Source organism: Arthrobacter sp. 2MCAF14 (assembly GCF_052115645.1).
Lineage (GTDB): Bacteria > Actinomycetota > Actinomycetes > Actinomycetales > Micrococcaceae > Arthrobacter.
Genome location: NZ_JBFRHB010000013.1, coordinates 24,782 through 46,225, shown reverse-complemented (window position 1 = coordinate 46,225; position 21,444 = coordinate 24,782). Strand labels below are relative to the sequence as shown.

The 21,444-nt window shown below is 63.5% G+C and carries 20 protein-coding genes; 11 read left to right on the top strand and 9 right to left on the bottom strand.

Annotated features, from left to right (window positions below; genetic code table 11):
- The 8 genes from AB4074_RS11000 to AB4074_RS10965 all read left to right on the top strand — a co-directional run bounded on the left by AB4074_RS11000 (position 1) and on the right by AB4074_RS10965 (position 9,843).
- A complete protein-coding gene (locus tag AB4074_RS11000; RefSeq protein WP_345451770.1) occupies positions 1 to 396 on the top strand; it encodes an FKBP-type peptidyl-prolyl cis-trans isomerase in 396 nt (131 codons plus the stop codon).
- Positions 397 to 507: 111 nt separating this feature from the next.
- Positions 508 to 2,514: a helix-turn-helix transcriptional regulator gene (locus tag AB4074_RS10995; protein ID WP_441413407.1), complete on the top strand. Its 2,007-nt coding sequence runs from the start codon at positions 508 to 510 to the stop codon at positions 2,512 to 2,514.
- A gap of 20 nt (positions 2,515 to 2,534) precedes the next feature.
- Entirely contained in the window at positions 2,535 to 2,885 is a 351-nt protein-coding gene (locus AB4074_RS10990) for a hypothetical protein (RefSeq protein WP_441413406.1), read from the top strand.
- A 32-nt stretch (positions 2,886 to 2,917) separates the two neighbouring features.
- Entirely contained in the window at positions 2,918 to 3,184 is a 267-nt protein-coding gene (gene tatA / locus AB4074_RS10985) for a Sec-independent protein translocase subunit TatA (protein ID WP_236810992.1), read from the top strand.
- Between the two features lie 48 nt (positions 3,185 to 3,232).
- Positions 3,233 to 4,027, top strand: coding sequence for a twin-arginine translocase subunit TatC (tatC, locus tag AB4074_RS10980; protein ID WP_441413459.1), 795 nt, complete (start codon positions 3,233 to 3,235; stop codon positions 4,025 to 4,027).
- 24 nt (positions 4,028 to 4,051) lie between these two features.
- Positions 4,052 to 6,949: a DEAD/DEAH box helicase gene (locus AB4074_RS10975; protein WP_441413405.1), complete on the top strand. Its 2,898-nt coding sequence runs from the start codon at positions 4,052 to 4,054 to the stop codon at positions 6,947 to 6,949.
- Between the two features lie 34 nt (positions 6,950 to 6,983).
- Positions 6,984 to 8,660, top strand: a complete 1,677-nt coding sequence (locus AB4074_RS10970; protein ID WP_441413404.1) for an amidohydrolase — start codon at positions 6,984 to 6,986, stop codon at positions 8,658 to 8,660.
- Between the two features lie 439 nt (positions 8,661 to 9,099).
- Positions 9,100 to 9,843: a polyprenol monophosphomannose synthase gene (locus tag AB4074_RS10965; protein ID WP_441413403.1), complete on the top strand. Its 744-nt coding sequence runs from the start codon at positions 9,100 to 9,102 to the stop codon at positions 9,841 to 9,843.
- An 85-nt stretch (positions 9,844 to 9,928) separates the two neighbouring features.
- On the opposite strand, the gene AB4074_RS10960 is transcribed toward AB4074_RS10965, so the two are convergent.
- The 4 genes from AB4074_RS10960 to AB4074_RS10945 form a co-directional block, all read right to left on the bottom strand.
- Positions 9,929 to 10,276, bottom strand: coding sequence for an RNA polymerase-binding protein RbpA (locus AB4074_RS10960; RefSeq protein ID WP_059389983.1), 348 nt, complete (start codon positions 10,274 to 10,276; stop codon positions 9,929 to 9,931).
- A gap of 241 nt (positions 10,277 to 10,517) precedes the next feature.
- Positions 10,518 to 11,537 carry an SPFH domain-containing protein gene (locus AB4074_RS10955; RefSeq protein WP_441413402.1) on the bottom strand — a complete coding sequence of 340 codons (1,020 nt, stop codon included), beginning with the start codon at positions 11,535 to 11,537 and terminating at the stop codon, positions 10,518 to 10,520.
- A 104-nt stretch (positions 11,538 to 11,641) separates the two neighbouring features.
- Positions 11,642 to 12,103: an NfeD family protein gene (locus AB4074_RS10950; RefSeq protein ID WP_236810978.1), complete on the bottom strand. Its 462-nt coding sequence runs from the start codon at positions 12,101 to 12,103 to the stop codon at positions 11,642 to 11,644.
- A gap of 109 nt (positions 12,104 to 12,212) precedes the next feature.
- Positions 12,213 to 13,067 carry a methyltransferase domain-containing protein gene (locus AB4074_RS10945; protein WP_441413401.1) on the bottom strand — a complete coding sequence of 285 codons (855 nt, stop codon included), beginning with the start codon at positions 13,065 to 13,067 and terminating at the stop codon, positions 12,213 to 12,215.
- A 44-nt stretch (positions 13,068 to 13,111) separates the two neighbouring features.
- Here AB4074_RS10945 and AB4074_RS10940 point away from each other — a divergent pair, with 44 nt between their 5' ends.
- Positions 13,112 to 15,163, top strand: a complete 2,052-nt coding sequence (locus tag AB4074_RS10940) for a S9 family peptidase (protein WP_441413400.1) — start codon at positions 13,112 to 13,114, stop codon at positions 15,161 to 15,163.
- Here the strand turns inward: AB4074_RS10940 and AB4074_RS10935 are convergent.
- The 4 genes from AB4074_RS10935 to AB4074_RS10920 are packed head-to-tail and all read right to left on the bottom strand — an operon-like array spanning position 15,153 to position 18,862.
- A complete protein-coding gene (locus tag AB4074_RS10935) occupies positions 15,153 to 15,830 on the bottom strand; it encodes a peptide deformylase (protein WP_441413399.1) in 678 nt (225 codons plus the stop codon). The genes AB4074_RS10940 and AB4074_RS10935 overlap by 11 nt on opposite strands.
- A 15-nt stretch (positions 15,831 to 15,845) precedes the next feature.
- The gene (locus AB4074_RS10930; protein WP_441413398.1) at positions 15,846 to 16,988 is read right to left on the bottom strand and encodes an FAD-dependent oxidoreductase; all 1,143 of its coding nucleotides are present in this window, start codon (positions 16,986 to 16,988) and stop codon (positions 15,846 to 15,848) included.
- Positions 16,981 to 17,712 carry a class I SAM-dependent methyltransferase gene (locus AB4074_RS10925; protein ID WP_441413397.1) on the bottom strand — a complete coding sequence of 244 codons (732 nt, stop codon included), beginning with the start codon at positions 17,710 to 17,712 and terminating at the stop codon, positions 16,981 to 16,983. The genes AB4074_RS10930 and AB4074_RS10925 overlap by 8 nt, the downstream gene beginning before the upstream one ends.
- 13 nt (positions 17,713 to 17,725) lie before the next feature.
- Positions 17,726 to 18,862 carry a type III polyketide synthase gene (locus AB4074_RS10920; RefSeq protein ID WP_437770204.1) on the bottom strand — a complete coding sequence of 379 codons (1,137 nt, stop codon included), beginning with the start codon at positions 18,860 to 18,862 and terminating at the stop codon, positions 17,726 to 17,728.
- 251 nt (positions 18,863 to 19,113) lie between these two features.
- On the opposite strand from AB4074_RS10920, the gene AB4074_RS10915 reads away from it, so the two are divergent.
- Both AB4074_RS10915 and AB4074_RS10910 read left to right on the top strand, forming a co-directional pair.
- On the top strand, positions 19,114 to 19,857 hold the full coding sequence (locus tag AB4074_RS10915) for a hypothetical protein (RefSeq protein WP_441413396.1): 744 nt from the start codon (positions 19,114 to 19,116) through the stop codon (positions 19,855 to 19,857).
- Positions 19,854 to 20,717 carry a hypothetical protein gene (locus AB4074_RS10910; RefSeq protein WP_441413395.1) on the top strand — a complete coding sequence of 288 codons (864 nt, stop codon included), beginning with the start codon at positions 19,854 to 19,856 and terminating at the stop codon, positions 20,715 to 20,717. Before AB4074_RS10915 ends, AB4074_RS10910 begins: the two co-directional genes overlap by 4 nt.
- A 33-nt stretch (positions 20,718 to 20,750) precedes the next feature.
- Here AB4074_RS10910 and AB4074_RS10905 read toward each other — a convergent pair whose 3' ends face one another.
- Positions 20,751 to 21,410: a class F sortase gene (locus AB4074_RS10905; protein WP_441413394.1), complete on the bottom strand. Its 660-nt coding sequence runs from the start codon at positions 21,408 to 21,410 to the stop codon at positions 20,751 to 20,753.
- Between the last annotated feature and the right edge of the window lie 34 nt (positions 21,411 to 21,444).

Here is a 21,444-nt window from a genome sequence, read left to right as displayed (position 1 = left end):
ATGTCATTTGGTCAGCGCGATTATGACCGCACCAAGCCGGAGATCGACTTCCCGGAGGGCGACGTCCCCACGGAACTTGTTATCAAGGACATCGTCGTTGGTGACGGCGCCGAGGCCAAGGCCGGCGACACCGTCTCGACCCACTACGTTGGCGTCGCCTGGTCCACCGGCGAGGAATTCGACGCATCATGGGGCCGTGGCGCACCGCTGGACTTCCGCGTGGGAGTCGGCCAGGTCATCCAGGGTTGGGACCAAGGACTCCTTGGCATGAAGGTCGGCGGCCGCCGTCGCCTCGAGATCCCCTCCGAGCTTGCCTACGGTTCCCGTGGCGCCGGCGGGGCCATCAAACCCAACGAAGCCCTGATCTTCGTGGTGGACCTCGTGGCCGTCCGCTAGGTTTCGCAGCACTAAGTTCCACTGCTTGGGAAGGCGCGTCTGCAGCCGGAGAAATCCGGGCCGCAGACGCGCCTTCCGCCTTTACCGGAGGAATTTAGTAACGTAGCAAGCGTGTCCGCATCACGAACCGAACGACTCCTGAACCTCCTGGTCGCCCTCCTGAACACGAAATACGGGCTGTCCCGGGCTGTTCTCAGGCAGAAGGTCTATCACGACGCCGACGACAGCGACGTCGCGTTCGGACGCATGTTTGAACGGGACAAGTCAGAACTAAAGCGGTTTGGCTTCGACATCGAAACCCTCCTCGACCACGGGTTCGGCTCGGACGATCCAGCTTCGACCCGCTACCGCATCGGCAAGGAATCCAATCGCCTGCCGTATGTGCACCTGACCCCGGCCGAGGGCACGGTATTGCTGCTGGCTGCGCAGCTATGGGAACGCGCGGCGCTCGGCTCAGCTGCTGCAAGCGCGCTACGGAAGCTGCAGGCTTCCGGCGACCTTGCCGACGTCGAACTCCCCGCCGGCGTCCAGCCGCGCATCAAGCCCGCCGGCCAGGCCTTTGACGACATCATCGTGGCCATGAACGGCCAGCACCCCGTGAGTTTCGGCTACCGTGCCGCGAGCACCGGTAAAGACGAACGTCGCATGGTAGAGCCTTGGGGCCTCGGGAGCCGGTTCGGCCAGTGGTACCTGGTGGGCTTCGACCGGGGCCGGAACGCGAAACGCTTTTTCCGGCTGTCCCGGATGACGAGCGACGTTCATGTTGAGACCGGGTATCACTGTGAGATACCCGCAGGGTTTGATACCCGTGCTGAACTGGACAGCCTCAGCGAACTTCCCCTCCAGGAAGCCCACCTCGACGTCGCCGAAGGCCGTTTGCTGGGTCTTCGCAAGCGCGCGGTGAGTGTCACCGGGGCCAGGGGCGCCAGCGGCTTCCAGGCGGGCAGGGACCGCCTCTCCGTGCCGTTCCGGGACAGTGAGCTGCTCGCCGAAGAACTGGCCTCCTATGGTCCCCACGTGCTTGTGGCCGGACCTCCCGAGCTACGCGACGCCGTGATCCGGCGCCTTGAAGCTGCCGCCGCGTTCGGCTCGAGCCCCGCCGTCGAGATCCGCTTCTCCGGCGCCGGACCGGCGCCGCGGGCGCGCAAGCGGACCTCGGAAGACCAACTCAACCGCATGCTCCAGCTGGTCCCGTTCCTCGTCCACAACCAGGGCCTGCCCATCCAGGAGGTGGCAGACCGTTTCGGTGTCACCCGTGAGGAACTCGTCGACGACCTGAAGATCCTGATTTGCTCCGGCCGCCCCGAAGGCTATCCGGATGACTTGTTCGACATCGATTGGGAAAACGAGCACGTCTACATCCGCGAGCACCTCGAACTCAACCGGCCCATCGGCTTCAGTGTTGACGAGGCGTGCGCCCTGCTGACGGGCCTGGCGACCCTGGGCGGCCTTCCTGCCCAGGCCGGAATGTCGGAGGACGAGCAAAGCGGAGCCCTGGAGTCCGTGACCCTGAAGCTCACCGGCGCGGCGGGGGAGGCCGGCCGTCTGGCGGCGGCCGTCGCCGGCCCGCCCGTCACCCCGGCCGAGGCCGGGCCGTTCGACACGATCACAAAGGCGATTCAGTCGGGTCATCAATTGCGGCTTCGCTACCTGTCACAGCAACGCGACTCGGTTTCCGAACGGGACGTCGACCCTTTCCGGCTCTATTCCTTGGACAACACCTGGTACTTCGAGGCGTACTGCCACAGCAAAGCCGGTCTGCGGAACTTCCGCCTCGACCGTATCGAGGAGATCGCGCCCAACGGCCGTCCGGTTTCCAAGAGTGCGGGCGCCGAGGAAGGCGTCCCGGTGAAGCTGTACACGCCGAACGACGACGACGTCGTCGTTGTCCTCCAATTGACCCGGCAGGGCGTCGGGCTGGCGGATGACTATTATGCGGATCGGACGGCAGTGCTCCCTGACGGCGGCTTGCTCGCCGAGGTACGGTTCGGAAACGCGGACTGGTTGCCGATGTTCGTTGCGCAGCATGGCGGTGCTGCCCGTATTTTGCAGCCCGCAGAGCTTGCCGACGCCTCGGCAGCCTGGGTGGCTGCCGCACTTGCCCAATACAAGCAATGAAGGCTGGTTAGACTACTCAAATGCCTTGGTGGTCCTGGATCCTTTTATGGCTCGCGCTGATTGCGGTGTCGCTGCTTTGCTATGTCCTGCTGGGCGTCCGGCTTTTCCGGAAGTTCATGGCCACGGTGCACGAATTGAGTGCCGCAGGGGAGCGGCTAGGTCACCGCTCGCACCTTCCCGATCGCGCCGACGACGACGGCGAGGCGTCGGTGAAAGTGTTCGGCGCAGCCGTTTTTGCCTCACCGGAACAGATGCGTCATGATTACGTGACGGCCAAGGCCTCCCGCCAGGAAGTGCGTCGCCAAAAGCGCGTTAAGCGCAAAGCGGAACGGGGCCAACCCCAGTCTCTGCACGACATCGATTTCAGTTAGACGTAGGATGTATTCCAACGAAAGGACTTCCCGTGGGACGACTATTTGATGGCCCTTGGCCAATTGTCATTATCATCATCGTGGCCCTGCTGCTGTTCGCGGCACCCAAGCTGCCTGCCATGGCCCGCAGCCTCGGCCAGTCGATGCGCATCATCAGATCCGAAGTCAAGGAAATGAAGAACGACGGCAAGCCGGCGGCCAAGGACGACACGGACCCCGTTGAAGGCAAAGTGGTCAACCACCCCGAAGCGAACAAGAGCGGCAACGACACTGACGTTCCGCCTGCAACCCGTAGCTAAGCAGTAGTGGCAACGAAGACGGGCCGCAAAGCCAACCCCGAAGGGCGGATGGCGCTCCTAGACCACCTGAAGGAGCTTAAGAATCGGCTGATCAAGTCTGCTATCGGCGTTCTCCTAGGCGCCGTGGCAGGGTGGTTCCTCTATGAGCCCGTAGTCAACAGCCTGTCGGATCCGTTGATCAAGATCGCCGAAGAGACCAAGCGAACCGCGGTCCTGAACTTCGCGAGCGTAGGGGATCCTTTCGACTTCAAGCTACGCATTGCCATTCAGATCGGCTTGGTGCTCTCGAGCCCCATCTGGATCTACCAGGTCTGGGCCTTCATTACTCCCGGCCTGACCAAGAAAGAGCGCCGCTACACGCTCGGGTACATGGCCGCGGCGGTGCCGTTGTTCCTGGCTGGCGTGTATGTCGCATGGACGGTCATCCCGAACGTGGTGCGCGCACTGCTGCAGTTCACGCCACAAAACGGCGCCAACAACATCGACGCATCCCAGTACCTGACATTCGCCACGCATATGCTTCTTTTCCTCGGCATCGCTTTCCTGGTGCCGGTGGTGTTGGTGGGCGTCAACATGGCGGGCATCTTGAGCGGCAGGACAATACTCAAGGCCTGGCGCATCACGGTCTTCCTCGTGTTTGTCCTGGCAGCCGTTGCCGCGCCCGGTGCGGACGCGCTGTCAATGTTCATGCTCGCCGGTCCGCTCTTGGTGCTCTTCTTCGCCGCGATCGGACTCTGCATGCTGAACGACAAACGTCGCGCGCGCCAGCAGTCGAAGATTACCGCCGAGACGGAAGCCACAGCCGACGTCGCCACACCTGCCTCCGATCTGGAGAATCTGTAGTCTCACGGCCATTAGGCTTGAAGCATGTCCTCCAATTCAGGGGCCCTTTCGCCCTCAGAAGCCTTTCACGCCGCAGCGCAACGGAGTGCTGAGTCGAAAACCTATCTGGGCACTTTTGCCCAGTCACTTGAGTTCGAGCTTGACGACTTTCAGCGCGACGCGTGCCGTTCGCTCCAGGAAGGCAAGGGAGTGCTCGTGGCGGCGCCCACGGGGGCCGGGAAGACAATCGTCGGCGAGTTCGCCATCTACCTGGCGCTCGAACGCGGGCTCAAAGCGTTTTATACAACGCCCATCAAAGCACTAAGCAACCAGAAGTTCTCCGAGCTCTCGGCGAAGTACGGTGCCTCAAACGTGGGACTGCTGACCGGTGACACCACCATCAACGGCGAGGCTCCGATCGTGGTGATGACCACCGAGGTCCTGAGGAACATGTTGTACGCCGACTCGGACACCCTGGGGGACCTTGGCTACGTCGTGATGGACGAGGTGCACTACCTGGCAGACCGCTTCCGCGGTGCAGTCTGGGAAGAGGTGATCATCCACCTGCCCAGTGAAGTGCAAGTGGTTTCCCTCAGCGCCACGGTGTCCAACGCGGAAGAGTTTGGTGCGTGGCTGGACACAGTGCGCGGAGACACGGATGTGATTGTCTCCGAACACCGTCCCGTCCCCTTGTGGCAGCACGTCATGGTGGGGCGTGAGATCGTCGATCTCTTCGCCGGGGATACCAGCTTCGACGAGATCGCTCCCGAGGCGCCGGAGGGCGAAGCACCGGCGCCGGAGGCAGTACGGGAGCCGGACCGGAGCCCCCTGCAGAGGGAATTCGAGGTCAACCCGGAGCTATTGTCGATGGCCCGGGCGGAAAGCCAGATGAACTTCCGTGGCCGCTTCGGCCACGGCGGACGCAGCCGCCGCCGGCAGGACCGTCAGCGTGACAACACTGCCAGCGAGCAGCGAAGCCCGGTGCGCAAGGCCAGCCGGCCCCAGATCATTGCGAGCCTGGACCGCCAAGGGCTGCTTCCGGCCATTACCTTCATTTTTTCCCGCGCCGGCTGCGACGGGGCGGTGGCGCAGTGTGCCGCGGCCGGGCTGTGGCTGACCACAGAGCGGGAACAACAGATCATCGCGTCCCGGGTGGATGAGGCGAGCCGCGAGATTCCCGCAGATGACCTCGATGTCCTGGGCTTTTGGAGTTGGCGTGACGGCCTGCTCCGGGGGCTCGCGGCGCACCATGCCGGTTTGTTGCCGACATTCAAGGAAGTCGTCGAGAAACTCTTCGCCGATGGCTTAGTGAAGGCCGTCTTTGCCACGGAGACCCTCGCCCTGGGCGTCAACATGCCGGCCCGCTGCGTTGTCCTGGAGAAGCTCGACAAGTTCAACGGCGAAGCGCACGTCAACATCACCGCGGGGGAGTACACCCAGTTGACCGGCCGTGCGGGAAGGCGTGGAATCGACGTCGAAGGCCACGCCGTGGTCCTTTGGCAGCCGGGTACTGATCCTGCCGCCGTCGCCGGCCTCGCTTCGCGGCGCACCTATCCGCTCAACTCGAGCTTTCGGCCGACGTACAACATGAGCATCAACCTGATTGCCCAGTTCGGTCGGCCGAGGGCACGGCAAATCCTCGAATCGTCGTTCGCCCAGTTCCAGGCGGACCGTTCCGTGGTGGGGCTGGCCCGGCAGGTTCGAAGCCGCGAAGAGTCGCTGGCCGGTTACGCGGAGTCCATGAAGTGCCACCTGGGCGACTTCACCGAGTACGCGAAGCTTCGGCGCGATCTCAGCGACGCCGAGCAATTTGCCTCGAGGAGCACGTCCCGGGCCCGCAAGTCCCTGACCGTGGACTCCCTCTCCCGGCTCATGCCCGGCGACATCGTCAAAGTTCCGGGCGGACGCACGCCAGGTTACGCCGTCGTGCTCAACGCCGATCCCGACTCGCGTGAACCGCGCCCCGCGGTCCTCACGGAAGACAACCAGCTCCACAGGATCGGTGCCCACGAAGTCGAAGGTCCGGTCGCGCCCGTGTCCTGGATCCGGATTCCGAAGTCCTTCAACGCGAAGCTGCCCAAATCCCGTCGTGATCTGGCATCCGCCATGCGGAATGCCGTGCGGGAGGGGCGTCCGCCAGCCCGTGGCACGAACCGGAGCGAGGACTTCGGCCGTGCCCGGTACATGCCGGACCAGGAAAAGAAGATCGCAGACCTCCGCCGGGCATTGCGCGCCCATCCTTGCCACGGCTGCAGCGAACGCGAGGACCATGCCCGCTGGGCCGAGCGTTGGTGGAAGCTTCGCCATGAGACCGACGGGCTCGTCCGGCAGATCCAGGGCCGCACCAACACGATCGCTAAGACATTCGACCGTGTGTGCGATGTCCTCGCCGCCTACGGTTACCTCCAGACCTCCGACGCCGGCCATGTCACCATCAGCGCGGACGGCCAGCGCCTGCGCCGTATCTACGGCGAAAAGGACCTGCTGATCTCCCAATCCATCCGCCAAGGGGCCATCAAGGACCTCGATGGCGCCGAGTTGGCGGCGCTGGCGAGCACGATGGTCTATCAAGCCAAGCGCGATGATCGCGGCCTGCGACCCAAAATGCCGTCCGTTTCCCTCGAAACATCCGTGGACATCGTGGTGCGTGAATGGTCTGCGCTGGAGGACGTCGAGGACAAGAACAGGCTGCCCTTGACCGCCGAGCCTGAACTCGGCCTCGTCTGGCCCATCTTCAAATGGGCGAAAGGCCGCCATCTCCAAGAGGTCCTCAGCGGCACCGACCTCGCCGCAGGTGACTTTGTGCGCTGGGCGAAGCAGGTCATCGACCTGCTGGACCAGATGGCCAAGATTCCAGGTCTTGAACGACGCCAAACCAAGATGTGCCGCGAAGCGATCGATCTGGTCCGCCGCGGCGTCGTCGCGTACTCCAACGTCTCCTGACACACCACACAGATTCCCAGCAAGGAGCATATCCATGACCCATTCAGGCGCGCCCGCCGAAACCCGGCCCCGCAAGGTCACGATGTACCGGAACGGCTCCGTCTATACAGCCGCCGATCCCTTCGCGAGCGCAATGCTGGTTGACGGAGACACTGTTGCCTGGGTTGGTTCGGAGCAGGCAGCTACGTCGATCGCGGATTCTTCGATGGAAGTCATTGATCTCCGGGGAGCTTTGCTGGCGCCCGGCTTCGTAGACTCTCACATGCATCTCACCGAGACCGGAATTGCTTCCGATTCCCTCCAACTCACCGGGGTACGCTCGGCACGGGAACTGCTCGACGCCGTCGCCTTGGCCGCCAAGGCTCTTGGTACCACCGGCGTCGTGCTTGGCCACGGTTGGGATGAGTCGGTGTGGCACGAAAAGACCCTGCCCACGCCGGAGGAGCTCGACCGCGCCGCGGGCGGCCGCAAGGTGTACCTGGCGCGCGTGGATGCGCACTCTGCCCTTGCCTCATCCTCCTTGGCGTCCGCGGCGGGACTGGACGGCCTTGATGGCTACGATGGTTCCGCGCACGTCCTGAGAGCCGCCCACACCGCTGCGCGACTGGTCGCCAGGCAGTTCCCCGACGCCGAACGCCGCCGTTACCAGGAACTGGCCCTCCGCGAGGCCGCGGCCAACGGCTATGTCGCCTTGGCCGAAATGGCCGCCCCGCACATTTGCAGTGCAGACGACCTTCGGATGTCTTCGTCGTGGAACTCCGCGTCGTGGAACGAGGGCAGCGTGGGCGTCCCCGGAATCCTTCCCTATTGGGGCGAACTCGCCACATCGGCCGAGCACGCCTCTGCCATCCTGGAAGGCTTGGGGGTGCCCGTTCTTGGCCTGGCCGGTGATTTGAACATCGATGGTTCCATCGGTTCGCGAACGGCTGCCCTCAGCGCAGACTACGCCGACGCTCCGGGCCACCGCGGAAGCCTCTACATCTCGGTCGACGAAGCTGCCGGCCACATTGCGGCCTGTTCGGCGCTCGGTATCCAGGCAGGCTTCCACGTCATTGGCGACGCGGGACTGAAGACGGCACTGGATGCCTTTGACCTTGCCGCGTCGGAGGTGGGGGAGCAGCGGGTCCGTGCCGCCGCGCACCGCCTCGAGCATGTGGAAATGGCGGACGCAGGCGATCTCGCCCGACTTGCGAAGTATTCGATTACAGTGAGCGCACAGCCGGCCTTCGATGCCGCCTGGGGCGGGGCAGGGAAAATGTACGATCAGCGTCTGGGGGCGCGAAGCGTGGCCATGAACCCTTTCGCTTCGTACTACTCCACCGGCGTGCCGGTGTGCTTTGGAAGCGATAGTCCGGTCACCCCCTTGCGCCCATGGTCCAGCGTCAGGGCATGCCTGGAACACAGCAATCCGGATCAACGCATTTCGGCACGGGCAGCTTTCCTCGGGCACACCCGTGCCGGTTGGCGGGCCGGCCAGGAGCGCAATCCGCTGATGGGGCAATTGGTTCCCGGGGCCCCGGCAAGTTTCGCGGTGTGGGAAGTTGAAGAGCTGATGGTGCAAGTGGCCGATGACCGCGTCCAGTCGTGGTCCACCGATCCACGCGCACGGACGCCCCTCCTCCCCGCGCTGGACAGTGGTAGCGATCCCGCTTGCCTGCAGACTGTGCGCGAAGGCCAGGAGATCTTCGCAAGTGGAAATTTGCGGTCATAGTTGCAGGTGGTTTTGCTGATCCTGAAGGCCCCTGACCTGCGTGTATGGACAAAGCCCCAGCTCAGGCGGCGCTTGACAGGATTTGTGAAGTCCGTAGCATTTAGGGTCAACAGGCTTCCACAGGGAATACCTGGTTGTCTGGCCGCGGTGGGGTCCGCTGCCAAAAACAGTTATCGGACCCGTTTTCCAAGACCGTGGCACTCGTAGTGGGCAGGTCCACTGTGCCGCAGAAAACGGTTCGGCCTCGAGGTCAACACACCGGGCCGGCACTGGACCTGGGCGAGTGGACCTGCCCGCGACCAAGCACGACCCGTGTGGCGGACGCCACAGGTGGCCCCAGGTACGGCAAGTTGTCGTTCTATAATGGAGAGTTGCGCCTGAATGCCAGCCACGCTGCTGCTCCGGCCGACTGACCGCTCCATCAAGGAAAGGCCTCTTCTTGCGTGTCCTGACGATCATCCCCACGTACAACGAGCTGGAATCGCTACCCAAGACCCTCGGACGGCTGCGCGCGGCTGTGCCCGCGTCCGACGTCCTGGTTGTCGATGACAACAGCCCTGACGGCACGGGACAGCTCGCCGACAGCATCGCAGCCGAGGATAGCCAGGTCCATGTCCTGCACCGCAAGGGCAAGGAAGGCCTTGGAGCCGCGTACATTGCCGGATTCAAATGGGGCCTGGCGGCCGGCTACGACGTCCTCGTCGAGATGGACGCCGATGGTTCGCACCAGCCCGAGCAACTTCCGTTGCTGCTGGATGCGATCAACGACGGCGCCGACCTCGCCATGGGTTCACGCTGGGTTCCGGGTGGCGGCACGGTGAACTGGCCGCTCTACCGTCAAGCGATTTCGCGCACGGGAAGCACCTATGCCCGGCTCATGCTTGGCTTGAAGATCAAAGACATCACCGGCGGCTACCGTGCATTCCGGCGCAGCACCCTGGAGGCGCTCAAGCTGGACCAGGTCGAATCAGTCGGCTACGGCTTCCAAGTGGACCTCGCATGGCGGGTCGCCAAGCTTGGCTTGAAGATCGTCGAACGCCCGATCACGTTCGTTGAGCGCGAGCTCGGGGCCTCCAAGATGAGCGGCAACATTGTTGTTGAGGCCATGATCAACGTCACCAAGTGGGGGCTCGCCTCGCGCTGGGCCGCCTTGACCGGGAAGAAGACCCGGGTCTCAAAGTAGGTCCAACAGAAAAGGCCGGGTCCGCGCTCGTGAGGAGTGCGGACCCGGCCTTCGTCGTGAAACTGTTCCCCTAGGAACTGTGCCGCTATGCCGAGCGGCGTTCCCCGCGACGTTCGCGCAGGATGTTCAGGCGGTCTTCGAGGATCTGCTCGAGCTCGGGAAGGCTGCGCCGTTCCAGCAGCATATCCCAGTGGGTGCGGACGGCCTTTTCGTTGGTGTCAACGGGGCGTTCGCCATCAACCAGGAGCGCTTCCTTGCCGGTCTTGGAAACCCAGACGGGAGGGATCTCGGCTTCGGAGGAGAAGGTGACGAAGACCTGCTCTCCGTCCGCGCAGCGGTATTCAACCCGCTGACGCGGCGCCGGCTCCACACCGGATTCGGTTTCCATGCTCTGGGCGCCAAGACGCATGCCCCGCAGGCTGCGATCGCTCATGATTACTCCCTCTGTCTGTTCGCGGAACCATGCTCCGCGCTAGCCGGGCGCCGCAAGGCGCCGCCCGGACTACTGTCTGCACACGTTGCATCACTAGATGAAACGCCTGACCAAGCGTTAATGTTCCGTTCGGATTGAACCGGCCGGACAAATACACCATTATACGCGGATCGAAGCGGTCAGGACAAAGCGAAGGGGACCGGCCAGGAATCTGGCCGGTCCCCTTGCAAACTGTCCGCAGTTACGCCGGCGGTTCTTGTGTAGCTGGCGTCGACCGGGCGTGTCCGGAACTTACGGCCGCAGTGCCATCCTGTGCAGGAACCTCGGCTGACGGCTTTGTGGAATCGCTGAACAGGTCAGCAACGCCCGATCCGCCGTTGGTGCCACCCAGTGCACCGCCGATGCCCTTGAGGGCCTCACCTACCTCGCTCGGGATGATCCATAGCTTGTTGGATGATCCCTCCGCAATCTTCGGCAGGATCTGAAGGTACTGGTAGGCCAGAAGCTTTTGGTCCGGGTTGCCCTTGTGGATGGCGTCGAAGACCTTCTGAATGGCCTGGGCTTCGCCATCAGCGCGGAGGATGGCTGCCTTGGCGTCACCCTCTGCGGCCAGGATTGCAGCTTGCCGTTGCCCCTCGGCCGTCAGGATCTGCGATTGCTTGGTGCCTTCGGCGGTCAGAATCGCAGCACGACGGTCGCGCTCGGCCCGCATCTGCTTCTCCATTGAGTCCTGGATGGAGTGCGGCGGGTCGATTGCCTTGAGTTCGACGCGTGAAACGCGGATTCCCCAGCGTCCTGTGGCTTCGTCGAGGACCCCCCGGAGCTGGCCGTTGATCTGGTCGCGGGAGGTGAGCGCTTCTTCAAGATTCAAGCCGCCCACGACGTTGCGGAGCGTCGTGGTCGTGAGCTGTTCAACAGCCTGGATGTAGTTGGCGATCTCGTAGGTCGCGGCCCGGGGATCCGTGACCTGGAAGTAGACCACGGTGTCGATCGAGACAACCAGGTTGTCCTCGGTGATCACCGGCTGCGGCGGGAAGGAAACCACTTGTTCGCGAAGATCCAACAGCGGCAGCAGACGGTCGACAAACGGGATCAGGATGGTGAGCCCGGGGTTGAGCGTGCGCTGGTACTTACCGAGGCGTTCTACGACGCCGGCGCGCGCTTGCGGGATGATCCTGATCGAGCGGACCAAAACGATAATCACGAATATGACGAGAACTAGCAGCACGATCGCGGCTGCAGTTCCTCCCAAGCTGTCCATACATCTCCTTCATTCCCCAGTTACGTATTTGATGCGGTTATGTGCGGTGATAGGCCGAACACTCGTCGTAGAACGCAGCGGCTTGTGCCATGGCGGGACGCTGCTCAGTGCGGGCTGTCTTCCGCTGTGGAGGCGACTACCGCCGTCGCGCCGTCAATCCTGGTGACCTGCACGGTCTGGCCGGCGTCGATGATTCCAGCCGCGCTGCGGGCGCTCCACACGTCGCCGCCGATCTTGACCAGTCCTGCGGTCGCGGTGACCGGCTCCATGACGAGCGCTGATTGGCCGATCAGGCGGTCCACGTTGGTACGTTGCTCGGCGGGCCCCTTGTGCAAATGCTTGAGTGCGATAGGACGGACGAACGCGATCATCAGCAGGGACACGATGCAAAAGACGACGATCTGCAACCAGAGATCGGCTCCGGCAAAGTCAGCGGCGAGGGCAGCCAGCGCGCCGGCCCCGAGCATGATGAAGAAGAAGCTGAGCGTCAGCATCTCCACCACGGCGAAAGCAAGAAACACCGTGAGCCAGAGGGCCCACCAGTTGCTGCCAAGCCATTCAAACATCGTTCCCCCTGTTTCCGGACCTGCGGCAGCAGCCGGCCTGATCCGGACTGCAGCGTCGGCAAGATCACAGTCGCTGTTTTTCCATCCTAGCCCGGCGCGAAGGTTCCCGTTAGGAGCCGTCCTCCGGCGCTGTGAAAACGCTGAGGGTGAACTTCGCAGTGGCATGGACGGACGTTTCCGTGGCCGTCGACGCCAAGAGGGCGGAGCGTTCAAGGTGGTGGCCTGCCGGTCCCATAAAGGCAACATCGGCGAGGTCCCGGCCGTCGAGTTTGAGGTCCACGTCGAGTTGAATGGTGTCCGCGACGGTGAAGAACTCCTGCATGGACTCCGCAAGGCGCTCGTCTTTGCCCGGCTCAATGCCCAGCATTCCAGTCCGTTCGGCAATCTCCACAAGGTGTCCGTTGCGCGGAGTCACCACGATCATCCGGCCGCCTGGACGCAGCACCCGGGCAAATTCCGGGGGATTCCGCGGTGCGAAGACCACGATGATGGCATCCACTGCGCGGTCGGCGATCGGCAGGGGACGCCAAATATCCCACACGAGATTGATGGCGCCGGGATTCAACCGTGCTGCCCGGCGAAGGGCGAACTTCGAGATGTCGATGCCAATTGCCGCTGTAGGAGTGCGGTCCAGCACTGTGCGCAGGTAGTGGCCGGTGCCGGTCCCTGAATCCAGGATGAGGGATCCCGGTGCCCACAGTACCGGTGACGCCAGCTCCGCGATCGCCTCAGCGAGGGGAGCGTAATGGCCCGCGCCCAGGAATTCGTTGCGGGCTGCGACCATCTCTGCCGTGTCGGCCTCGAAGACCGTGCCCTTGCCGCTGAGCAGATTGAAGTAGCCCTGTTTGGCGGCGTCGAAACTGTGGCCGGCGACGCAACGCAAGGATAATGGCGCTGCCCCGCCCAGGCCGAACGGACCCTGGCATACCGGGCAGCGCAGGGCAGGGACGGCGTCGGAAAGCATACGGACAATCCTACGGCGGCCGGAGTGGCACATATCGTCATGCCATGACGGCCGCTAGGCTCACCAGCGTGAAAGCCGAACAACTCCCGCTGCTGAATTCCGTCTCCGCCCCCGCCGCCCATCCCGACGGCACCCGCGCCGTCGTGTCCGTGACGCGGCCCGACTTCGACGCCGATGCGTACGTCGGGCAACTTTGGAGTGTTCCCTTTGACCCCGCGATACCGCCCCGTCGGATCACCCGTGGCTTCCGGGACACCGCACCCGCGTTTTCGCCCGACGGCAGCGCGTTGGCATTCCTCCGGGCGACGCCGGACGGCAAGCCGCAACTGCATGTGGTGGAGGCCGACGGCGGGGAGCCGCAAGCGATCACGGAACAGAAGTTGGGAGTCTCGGAGTTTTCCTGGGCGCCCGATTCGCGCAGGATTGTGTTTTCCTCACGGGTTCCCGAAGAAGGCCGTTACGGAACGGTTGACGGGGTCGGGGCAGGCAGCGAAGACGCACGGTTGATCACCGGCAACCAATACAGGCTCAATGGACTGGGCTACACCGCGGACAAGCCCGCCCAACTCTTCGTCGTCGACGTCCCCGAGATCGGAGCGGAACCTCCTGTGGTTCCTGTGGGGAGGGCCGCCAAAGCCCGCGGGGCGGAGGCGGCGGGACTGTTACCGCCTGCGGTGCAGTTGACGTTCGGCGAAGCCGACCACACTTCGCCGTCCTTCAGTCGCAACGGTGAGAGCGTCTACTTTGTCGCCTCACTCCATGAAGGGCACGACGCCGATATCGCCTCGGGTATCTATAGCGTCCCCGCCGCGGGCGGCGAGGCGACAGCGCTGCGTCCAGGCGCTGCGCCGCAGTCCGTCCAGGAAGCCTGCGAATCCGCGAACGGTGAATGGCTGTTCTTTACGGCACAGGACCTCGGCGACGACGGCCTGGACTTCGTCGCGAGGAACACGGCCCTGTACGTCATGCCGGTCCGGGGCGGCAAGGCAACGATGCTAAGCGACGTCGAAAACCAGGACATCGGCGGCCGCCTCGAAGCTTTTGGAGTAGATGGGGTGCTCGCACTCAACACGAGCCGTGGAAGCGTGCAGCTGATCCAATGGACGGCCGACGGCGAGAGCGAGGTACTCGTCAAGGAGCCCCTGGTAGTGATTGGCGCTTCCGCGGTGGGCGAGCTGGTGTCTGTCTCTTACGGTGACGCCTTCAGCAATGGTGAGCTCGGCGTTCTGGAGAGGGGTGGACTCCGAGTCCTCACCGATTTCACCAAGGCGCTCCGGGACGAAGCAACCATCCTTGAACCGCATGAGTTCACTGCCACCGGCAGTGATGGCTATCCAGTCCATGGCTGGGCGGTCCGGCCGGAGGGGCCTGGCCCCCACCCCGTGCTGCTCACGATCCACGGCGGCCCTTTCGCCCAGTACACGGGGGCCTTCTCTGACGAAGCCCAGGTGTACGCCGAGGCGGGATACGCCGTGCTGATGTGCAACCCGCGTGGTTCCGCAGGGTACGGCCAGGCGCACGGCGGCGCCATCAAGGAAAAGATGGGCACCGTGGACATGTCGGATGTGCTCACCTTCCTGGAAGGGGCATTGGAAGCCTTCCCGGCGATGGACAGGGAATCGATCGGCATCATGGGCGGGTCCTACGGCGGGTATCTGACTGCCTGGGTTATCGGCCAGGAACACCGCTTCAAGGCAGCAATTGTGGAGCGCGGATTCCTTGACCCTGTGAGCTTTTCGGGTTCCTCGGATATCGGATGGTTCTTCGGCGGTCAATACACGGGCGGCTCGCCCGAGCAGATGGCGGCCCAAAGCCCCATGGCCGTGGTGACTGCAGTCCGCACGCCCACCCTGGTGATCCACAGCGAAAACGATCTTCGATGCCCGGTTGAACAGGGCCAGCGCTACTTTGCCGCGCTCAAGGCGCAGGGCGTGGAGACGGCACTGCTCCTCTTCCCCGGTGAAGACCACGAATTATCGCGGTCGGGCACGCCACACCACAGGCGACAGCGCTTCGAGCAGATCCTCGCATGGTGGGCAAAGCACCTGCCTTCCGCAGCGAACCCGCCGCGCGAAGACGGTTCAGCTACGGCTTAAGGAATCCCAACCCGCGGCTTGCCTCCTCGATTCCTGGGTACGCCCAATGGGCCGAGTATTCTGCATCGTTTGCCAACGACCGGAGCTCGGCGCGGTCCAAATAGAGTCCGCCGTGCAGGTGGTCGGTCTCGTGCTGGACTATCCGGGCCTGCCATCCGGAGAATCCGGCCGAGGCCGCACTGCCGTCCGGACGCTGGTAGTGCAGGCGAACGTCGCGGTGCCTTGTGACCACGGCCTGGAATCCGCGCATCGACAGGCAGCCCTCATAGAACGACGCCGTGGATGTCCCCTCGGGCTCGTAGCTGGGATTCAGTATCGCGAAGAAGCCAAGCGGCGTCCTTTGCCGGAGCTCCGAGGCAACAGGATCAACATCGAAATGGTCTTCGAGCACAGCCAGCTGCAAGGGGATGCCGAGCTGCGGCGCTGCGAGGCCCACGCCGGGAGCGGCATGCATGACATCCCGCATCCGCTCGATCAGCTGCGCCAATTCGGTGTCCCCAAGCTGGCCGTCATAGGGAGCGGCTCGCTGGCGCAGCACGGGATGGCCGACCTGCACGATGGGCGGGAGGCCATCGAGACCGAGTAAGTCCTGAACTGCGCTGCGGATTTCCGAGGCAGTAAACGTCGTGTCCGGGCCGGAAGGCAGGGGGCGGGTCTCAAAGTCCATGGATTGAGCTTAGTGTCAGTGCATCGTGAATCTCCGGGCAACAAGGTCCGAGAACATCGGCAGGGTGATTGCCCGGCCGATCAAGGCGTTCCTTGCGCTGAGGACCTTCGGCGGCAAGGGTCGGCCCAGCGCCATGTTCAGGCTGGCCTGCCGAATGGCTTTCTTCGCCGCGCGCTGCCGGCCGCGCTCGAAGCCCGCGAGTTCTTTGCCGGCAGGGCCTCCCGCCGATGTTCGCAACGCTTCGCTGACAATCGGCGCGAGGGCGATGGCGTCCAACCAACCCAGGTTCATGCCTTGACCACCGATCGGGCTGATCTCGTGGGCGGCGTCTCCAATCAGGGCGACCCGTCCATGGACCATCCGGGAAACCAGTCGCGAGGTGACGCCGAAGGCGCTGATCATCGTATTGCTTGCGGAGTCCACCGCGCTGCCGGTCCGCTTTTTGATGAGGGCGGCGAGCGCGTGGGGAGTAGGTTCCTGGCACGGGGCGCCAAGCCGGACAACCCAACGGCGGATGCCTCCTGGCAAGGGAAAGGACTCCACGATTCCGCCCGGCTCAAGGAAAAGGACCGCGTTGTTGCCGTACATCGATTCATCCCGGAAATCGCCCATGACGTAGTAGTCGGGATAGGTGCGCAAGCGAGGCTCCAGTCCCAGTCCTGCTCGCACTGCTGAATGGACGCCGTCGGCAGCCACGACGAAGCGGCCCAGAAACTCCATCGGAGCCCCCTCTTGCTGTCCCCGCAGACGCAAGCGCCCGCCGTCGTCGACAACTTCCTCAACCTGCACGCCGCGGTGGAGCGCGTTCGGATCGAGGTCGATCACCCTGGACTCGAGGGCGTTTGTGGTGAGATGTTGCGGAACGGAGAGGATGAAGGGGTACTCGGACGAGGGACGGGCAAAGTCCATGTCGGCAACTTTCCTGCCGCCGCTGTACGCGGCGCCGTGGGTGATCCGGACGCCTGAAGAGACCAGCGGATGCGCGGCGCCTACTGCGTCCAAAGCTGCGAGGGCGGGAGGATGGATTCCGATGGCGCGGGTCTGGCGGCTCGACGTCGCGCGCCGTTCCAGAACTGCGACGCGGTGCCCGTTTTGCAGCAGGAGGGCTGCCATATATAGCCCGACAGGTCCGGCTCCAACCACCACGACGTCAAACATCGGGGACCTCTCCGGGCCGGTAGACCAGCAGGTTGTGCCATAAGCCGCTCGGTTCTACCGTCCACGCCGGGGGAGTGGCGGCACGGAGTTCCGCTGTGGTGTAGCTCCGTCTGATGGATGTGAGGCCGTCACCGTGGATATAGGATCCAATGCCAAGTGGCCAGGATCCGGCCCAGAAAAGTGCGTATGCCACGCGGCTACGCTTGAGGTCGTTGTGCAGGGCGATCCGGCCGCAAAGCTGTTCGGAGTCGTTGAGAAACGAGGCGAGTTCCGGGGTAGTCAAGTGGTGCAGGACATGGTTGGAAATAACGACGTCGAACGTGCGTCCCTCTGACACGAGCTCTGAGCTGAGGGCTTTTCTGTAGTTGACGCCTTCCAGGGGCGGGGCAGAGTTCGCGAACAGGAAGGCTCGTTCGTCCGGGTCGATTCCGGTAACTTCCAGGCGGTAGCCGTCTGCCGCGGCCCGGCGCGCGAGGCTGCGGGCGACGTCTCCACCGCCGCAGCCGACGTCAAGGACCGTGGTGGGGGCCGCCGTCGTGAGCAATGGCTTGATCCGTGAGCTGTAGGTGTCCCGCCAGCCGGACACCACAGCGTTGACGATCGGAAACCGCGCGTAACTCCGGTTGAGCCGGTCAAGCTCGCAATCGGGGCGGTCCATGTCTTCAACGGCGGTCACGTCCCGTGCGCCGAGAAAGCCGCCTGGGCTGCGGCGGAGGGCAGGCATCACAGAACCGGTATCACAGAGCCGGGGAGACCCGGGTGAATAGTCCAGTCTCCACCGTGAGGCCGGGCCCGAATGCCATGGAACAGATGCGTTCCTCCCGCTGCGCCGGAGTTTGTCCGAGGATGTGCTTCAAGACGAAGAGAACGGTGGCACTGCTCATGTTGCCGTAGTCGCGAAGTACTTCGCGCGCGGGAATCATTTGTTCTTCGGTGAGTTCAAGTTTCGACTCGACTTTGTCGAGGATGCTGCGGCCGCCGGGATGGATGGCCCAATGCGTAATGTCCCGGTAGGGGAGTCCCGCCAGGGACGGGTCCCGGGCAAGCAGCGGCTCGAGCGCGCCGGTGATGTGTTCCTCGATGATGTGCGGCACGTACGTGCCGAGGACCATTTCGAAGCCTTCGTCGCCAATGTTCCAGGCCATCGCTTCTTCGCCGACGGGCGTCAGGACAGTCTCGAAGTGATCCAGCCTGATCACCGGGTCCGGCCCCTCAGGTTCACGGGACGTCACGACGGCGGCCGCCGCGCCGTCCGCAAAGATCGCCGATCCCATGATGGTGTCCGGATCATTCGAGGTCCGGACATGGAGTGAGCAAAGCTCTACGCAGATAACCAGGACGACCGCAGAGGGATCGGCCTGGCAAAACTGCCGGGCTGCACGGAGGGCGGGGAACGCGGCGTAGCAACCCATGAAGCCAAGGTGATAGCGCTGCACGGCGGGGCTGAGTCCGAGGGCCCGGACTACTTTGTAGTCGGGGCCGGGATTGAAAAATCCAGTGCAGGAAACAGTAATGACGTGGGTTATGTCAAGTAAATCGATATCGGGACATTTCCCGACGGCGGCTTTGGCGGCCTCAATGAACAATTTGGTAGCTTCGACGGCAAATATTTCGTTGCGGACCTTGGTGCTCGGGCTAAGTACACGGCCAGTGGCGGGGTCGAAGAATGAGGGATTCTCGGAGTGGTTGTCCAGGGACAATTCGGCGACGGCGGTGAATCGGGTATCGATCGCTGCTGAGTCAAAGCATGTTCGCACGAGCCTGGATCCGAGCCGTGTCAGCCCGGGTTGGGATGCAAAGACGTCGCGCGCCTGTGGTTGCACAAGCACTGTGGGCGGTACGGCAGTTTCCAGAGACCTCACGTAGACCGGCATGCTTCATTGTTGGCGACGAAGATGCCGTTGACAATGGCAGAGCGTGGAAATGTGGACGTTTTGAGGGTCCCGGCTGTTTTCCGGAGACCCACGGACTCAACCGCATTCAGGGCTTCCAAAGCTTCTGCGACACAAATTGAAGCGACGGGCCACTAGTTCTAATAGCAGCCCATTTGTCCGTTTTGCCGAGTTCGCCGAGCGGCTGGACGGCAACAGGGCGGTCCTTAGTGCATTTGGGGAGGTGCGCAGGTATGCAGGGGGATCTGGATGTCGGGGGTGCGCTTGTCAAGGTGAAGCGGTTGCGCCTGCGTTTGGCTGAGCTGGACCGCCAAGTGGGCGTGGTTGACAGGTTGCTCGGCCAGGTCGTGAAGCTTGCTTTGGAGCTGTACCAAGCGAGGGCGTGGAAGGTCTTTGGCCTGAGTACGTGGGCTGAGTTGGTGGAGGCTGAGCGGCTGGTCCTTCCGAGCCTGGGAGGCAGCGCCCGGGTGAGTGTCGCCATGGAGTTGGCGGCCGGAAATTTGTCGCTCCGTGCCATCGCCCCGGTCCTGGGCGTATCCCACGAGACCGTGAAGACCCTCCTCGCAAAGGGCGTTGCAGAGGGTGGAACGCTGCCATCCGTGAGGTTGTCACTGGACGGCAAAATGCGCCGCATTGCACCCGCAGTACCAAAGAATGTGATCGCGGGCGAACTGGTTCACTTGGATTCCAACTCTGGCTCCAACTCTGGCTCCAACGAGGGAATCTTCGATGTGGAGGGGTTTTTGGCGGACGTCGGCGCCTTGGGAGTGGATCACGGTCCTTCCGACGCGGCTGTGCTGGCGGAACTCCAGCTGCGGGAGTTGATGGATTCCATCCGGAATATGGGAACCTCTGAGCTTGTCGTCCAGCGGTTGCCCGAGGCGCATCCCGCACGACGACGCCGGCTGGCCGCCCAGTTCCACGCGGCCGCGGAACTGATGAGCGATGTTGCGAGGCAGTGGGGTGTCGCCGCGTGAGTCCCGGAACCCATGGCCGGTTGTCGACGTCGGCCGAACGCGATGCCCTCCTGCGGGACCTCGTAGCAAGATGGCAGCGGGAAGGCCGGAACGGTCCATCGGCCCGGTTGCTGTTCGGTTCGTTTCTTCCGGCGCTATTGTCCCGTTTCCAGCGCGAGTTCTCCTCGATTGCCCCCGAAGATGCACTGTTCTACGCCACGGAAGTTCTTTGCGACCGGGGGATCCCTGTGGACGTCCCGGCTTGCGCGTGGCTGCTGACGGTTGTCCGCAACGGGCTGCGAACCTGGACAGTCAGCCAACGCCACTGGCTCTCAGAGCGAGATGTGCGGGATGGCGTGTGGGCAGACGTGAAGAAGAACCACGCCCTGGGGGAGGGGGTGCCGCTGGTGTCGGTGTACGGACATGAGTGCGAATGGCCTCAGCTTCCGTTGGCCATTTCGCCAATGCCCGCCGGTTCATCGCCTCTCTGGGATGAACTAAAGGCGTTGTTGATCAGGGCTGGCTGGGATCGCGACGTCGCAGAGCAGGGTCTGCAGGTGATCGAACATCGAGCATCCAGGCATATGGAGGAGATCTGCTTCAGATCAGAGCCGGGAACCGCGCTCTCCCGTTTGGAAACGAACAGGGCGTTGAGCTGCGTGCCCAAGGGGCACAAGAGGGCGCTCGTGGACTTCGTGTGCAGCGAACGCGGATATCTCTGGGGCCGTCTCCAAGGAATTTCCCCTGCCAACGCTCTTTCCCTGCCCGGGGTCCAGGAGGCGTTGGCTTCGCTGGTCTGGAGCAAGGCGAGACCCAAGAACGCCCGAACCGGGAGCTACGCGTCACTTGGAATGCATTCGCGAGAGGACATCCCTGCCTGACGGAGCCAACCCGCTCTGGACCGGTGTGCTGAGTCATGGCCAGGGGATTGCGGTGGCCACGGTGTTGTTGGCGAACTGGGCATGCCCGGCAATCGTCACGAAGGGACTGGCAAGATCACAGGTGACGACCCGAAGTAGGTGTGGGCCCTCGGTGGCAAAGGTGTCTGCCGGCAGGGACGTTTTGCCCAATGAATCCAAACCGGTGATCTTGTATCTGCAGGTAACGCCGGCGTTGTCGGATACGTAGAGGGGCATGCCCTTGGTCACCCGGACGAGGGAAGCCATCGGCGCGAGCGACCCATCCGGGAAGTTCACGTGCCCGGCCAGCAGGGTCGATCCCTTCGCGGCACACACAGCCGCCGACCCTCTGTAGCGGGCAGCTTTGGAGGCATCCGGGACCACCAGGTAGCCGGAACCGTCACGGCCTTGGTCCACGAGCTCTACTTTGAGGTCCACGCCCGGGACGGAAAGCGTGTTAGGCGGAAGGTTGCGGATCGCGGCCGGCCCGGTGAACGTGTCCGGTCCTGCGGCTGTAAACGGCGCCAGCACAGGTGCCTGCGGAGCCGCTGGGGGAGCGGGTGGTGAGCTGAAGGCCAAGACGCTTGCGGTGGCTCCGGCCACGCTACAGGTGACGACCGTGGTCAGTGCAACGTTGTTCCACCGGGCGCGGGGATAGCTGCGGGTTTTGATCATTTGTATTTTCCTTGGGTGTGGGGCGGGGCACCCG

Coding starts and splice junctions, on each gene's coding strand:
- AB4074_RS11000 (WP_345451770.1), top strand. CDS start 1: ATGTCATTTGGTCAGCGCGATTATGACCGCACCAAGCCGGAGATCGAC.
- AB4074_RS10990 (WP_441413406.1), top strand. CDS start 2,535: ATGCCTTGGTGGTCCTGGATCCTTTTATGGCTCGCGCTGATTGCGGTG.
- tatC (WP_441413459.1), top strand. CDS start 3,233: ATGGCGCTCCTAGACCACCTGAAGGAGCTTAAGAATCGGCTGATCAAG.
- AB4074_RS10975 (WP_441413405.1), top strand. CDS start 4,052: ATGTCCTCCAATTCAGGGGCCCTTTCGCCCTCAGAAGCCTTTCACGCC.
- AB4074_RS10970 (WP_441413404.1), top strand. CDS start 6,984: ATGACCCATTCAGGCGCGCCCGCCGAAACCCGGCCCCGCAAGGTCACG.
- AB4074_RS10960 (WP_059389983.1), bottom strand. CDS start 10,276: ATGAGCGATCGCAGCCTGCGGGGCATGCGTCTTGGCGCCCAGAGCATG.
- AB4074_RS10955 (WP_441413402.1), bottom strand. CDS start 11,537: ATGGACAGCTTGGGAGGAACTGCAGCCGCGATCGTGCTGCTAGTTCTC.
- AB4074_RS10950 (WP_236810978.1), bottom strand. CDS start 12,103: ATGTTTGAATGGCTTGGCAGCAACTGGTGGGCCCTCTGGCTCACGGTG.
- AB4074_RS10945 (WP_441413401.1), bottom strand. CDS start 13,067: ATGCTTTCCGACGCCGTCCCTGCCCTGCGCTGCCCGGTATGCCAGGGT.
- AB4074_RS10940 (WP_441413400.1), top strand. CDS start 13,112: ATGACGGCCGCTAGGCTCACCAGCGTGAAAGCCGAACAACTCCCGCTG.
- AB4074_RS10935 (WP_441413399.1), bottom strand. CDS start 15,830: ATGGACTTTGAGACCCGCCCCCTGCCTTCCGGCCCGGACACGACGTTT.
- AB4074_RS10930 (WP_441413398.1), bottom strand. CDS start 16,988: ATGTTTGACGTCGTGGTGGTTGGAGCCGGACCTGTCGGGCTATATATG.
- AB4074_RS10925 (WP_441413397.1), bottom strand. CDS start 17,712: ATGCCTGCCCTCCGCCGCAGCCCAGGCGGCTTTCTCGGCGCACGGGAC.
- AB4074_RS10920 (WP_437770204.1), bottom strand. CDS start 18,862: ATGCCGGTCTACGTGAGGTCTCTGGAAACTGCCGTACCGCCCACAGTG.
- AB4074_RS10915 (WP_441413396.1), top strand. CDS start 19,114: ATGCAGGGGGATCTGGATGTCGGGGGTGCGCTTGTCAAGGTGAAGCGG.
- AB4074_RS10905 (WP_441413394.1), bottom strand. CDS start 21,410: ATGATCAAAACCCGCAGCTATCCCCGCGCCCGGTGGAACAACGTTGCA.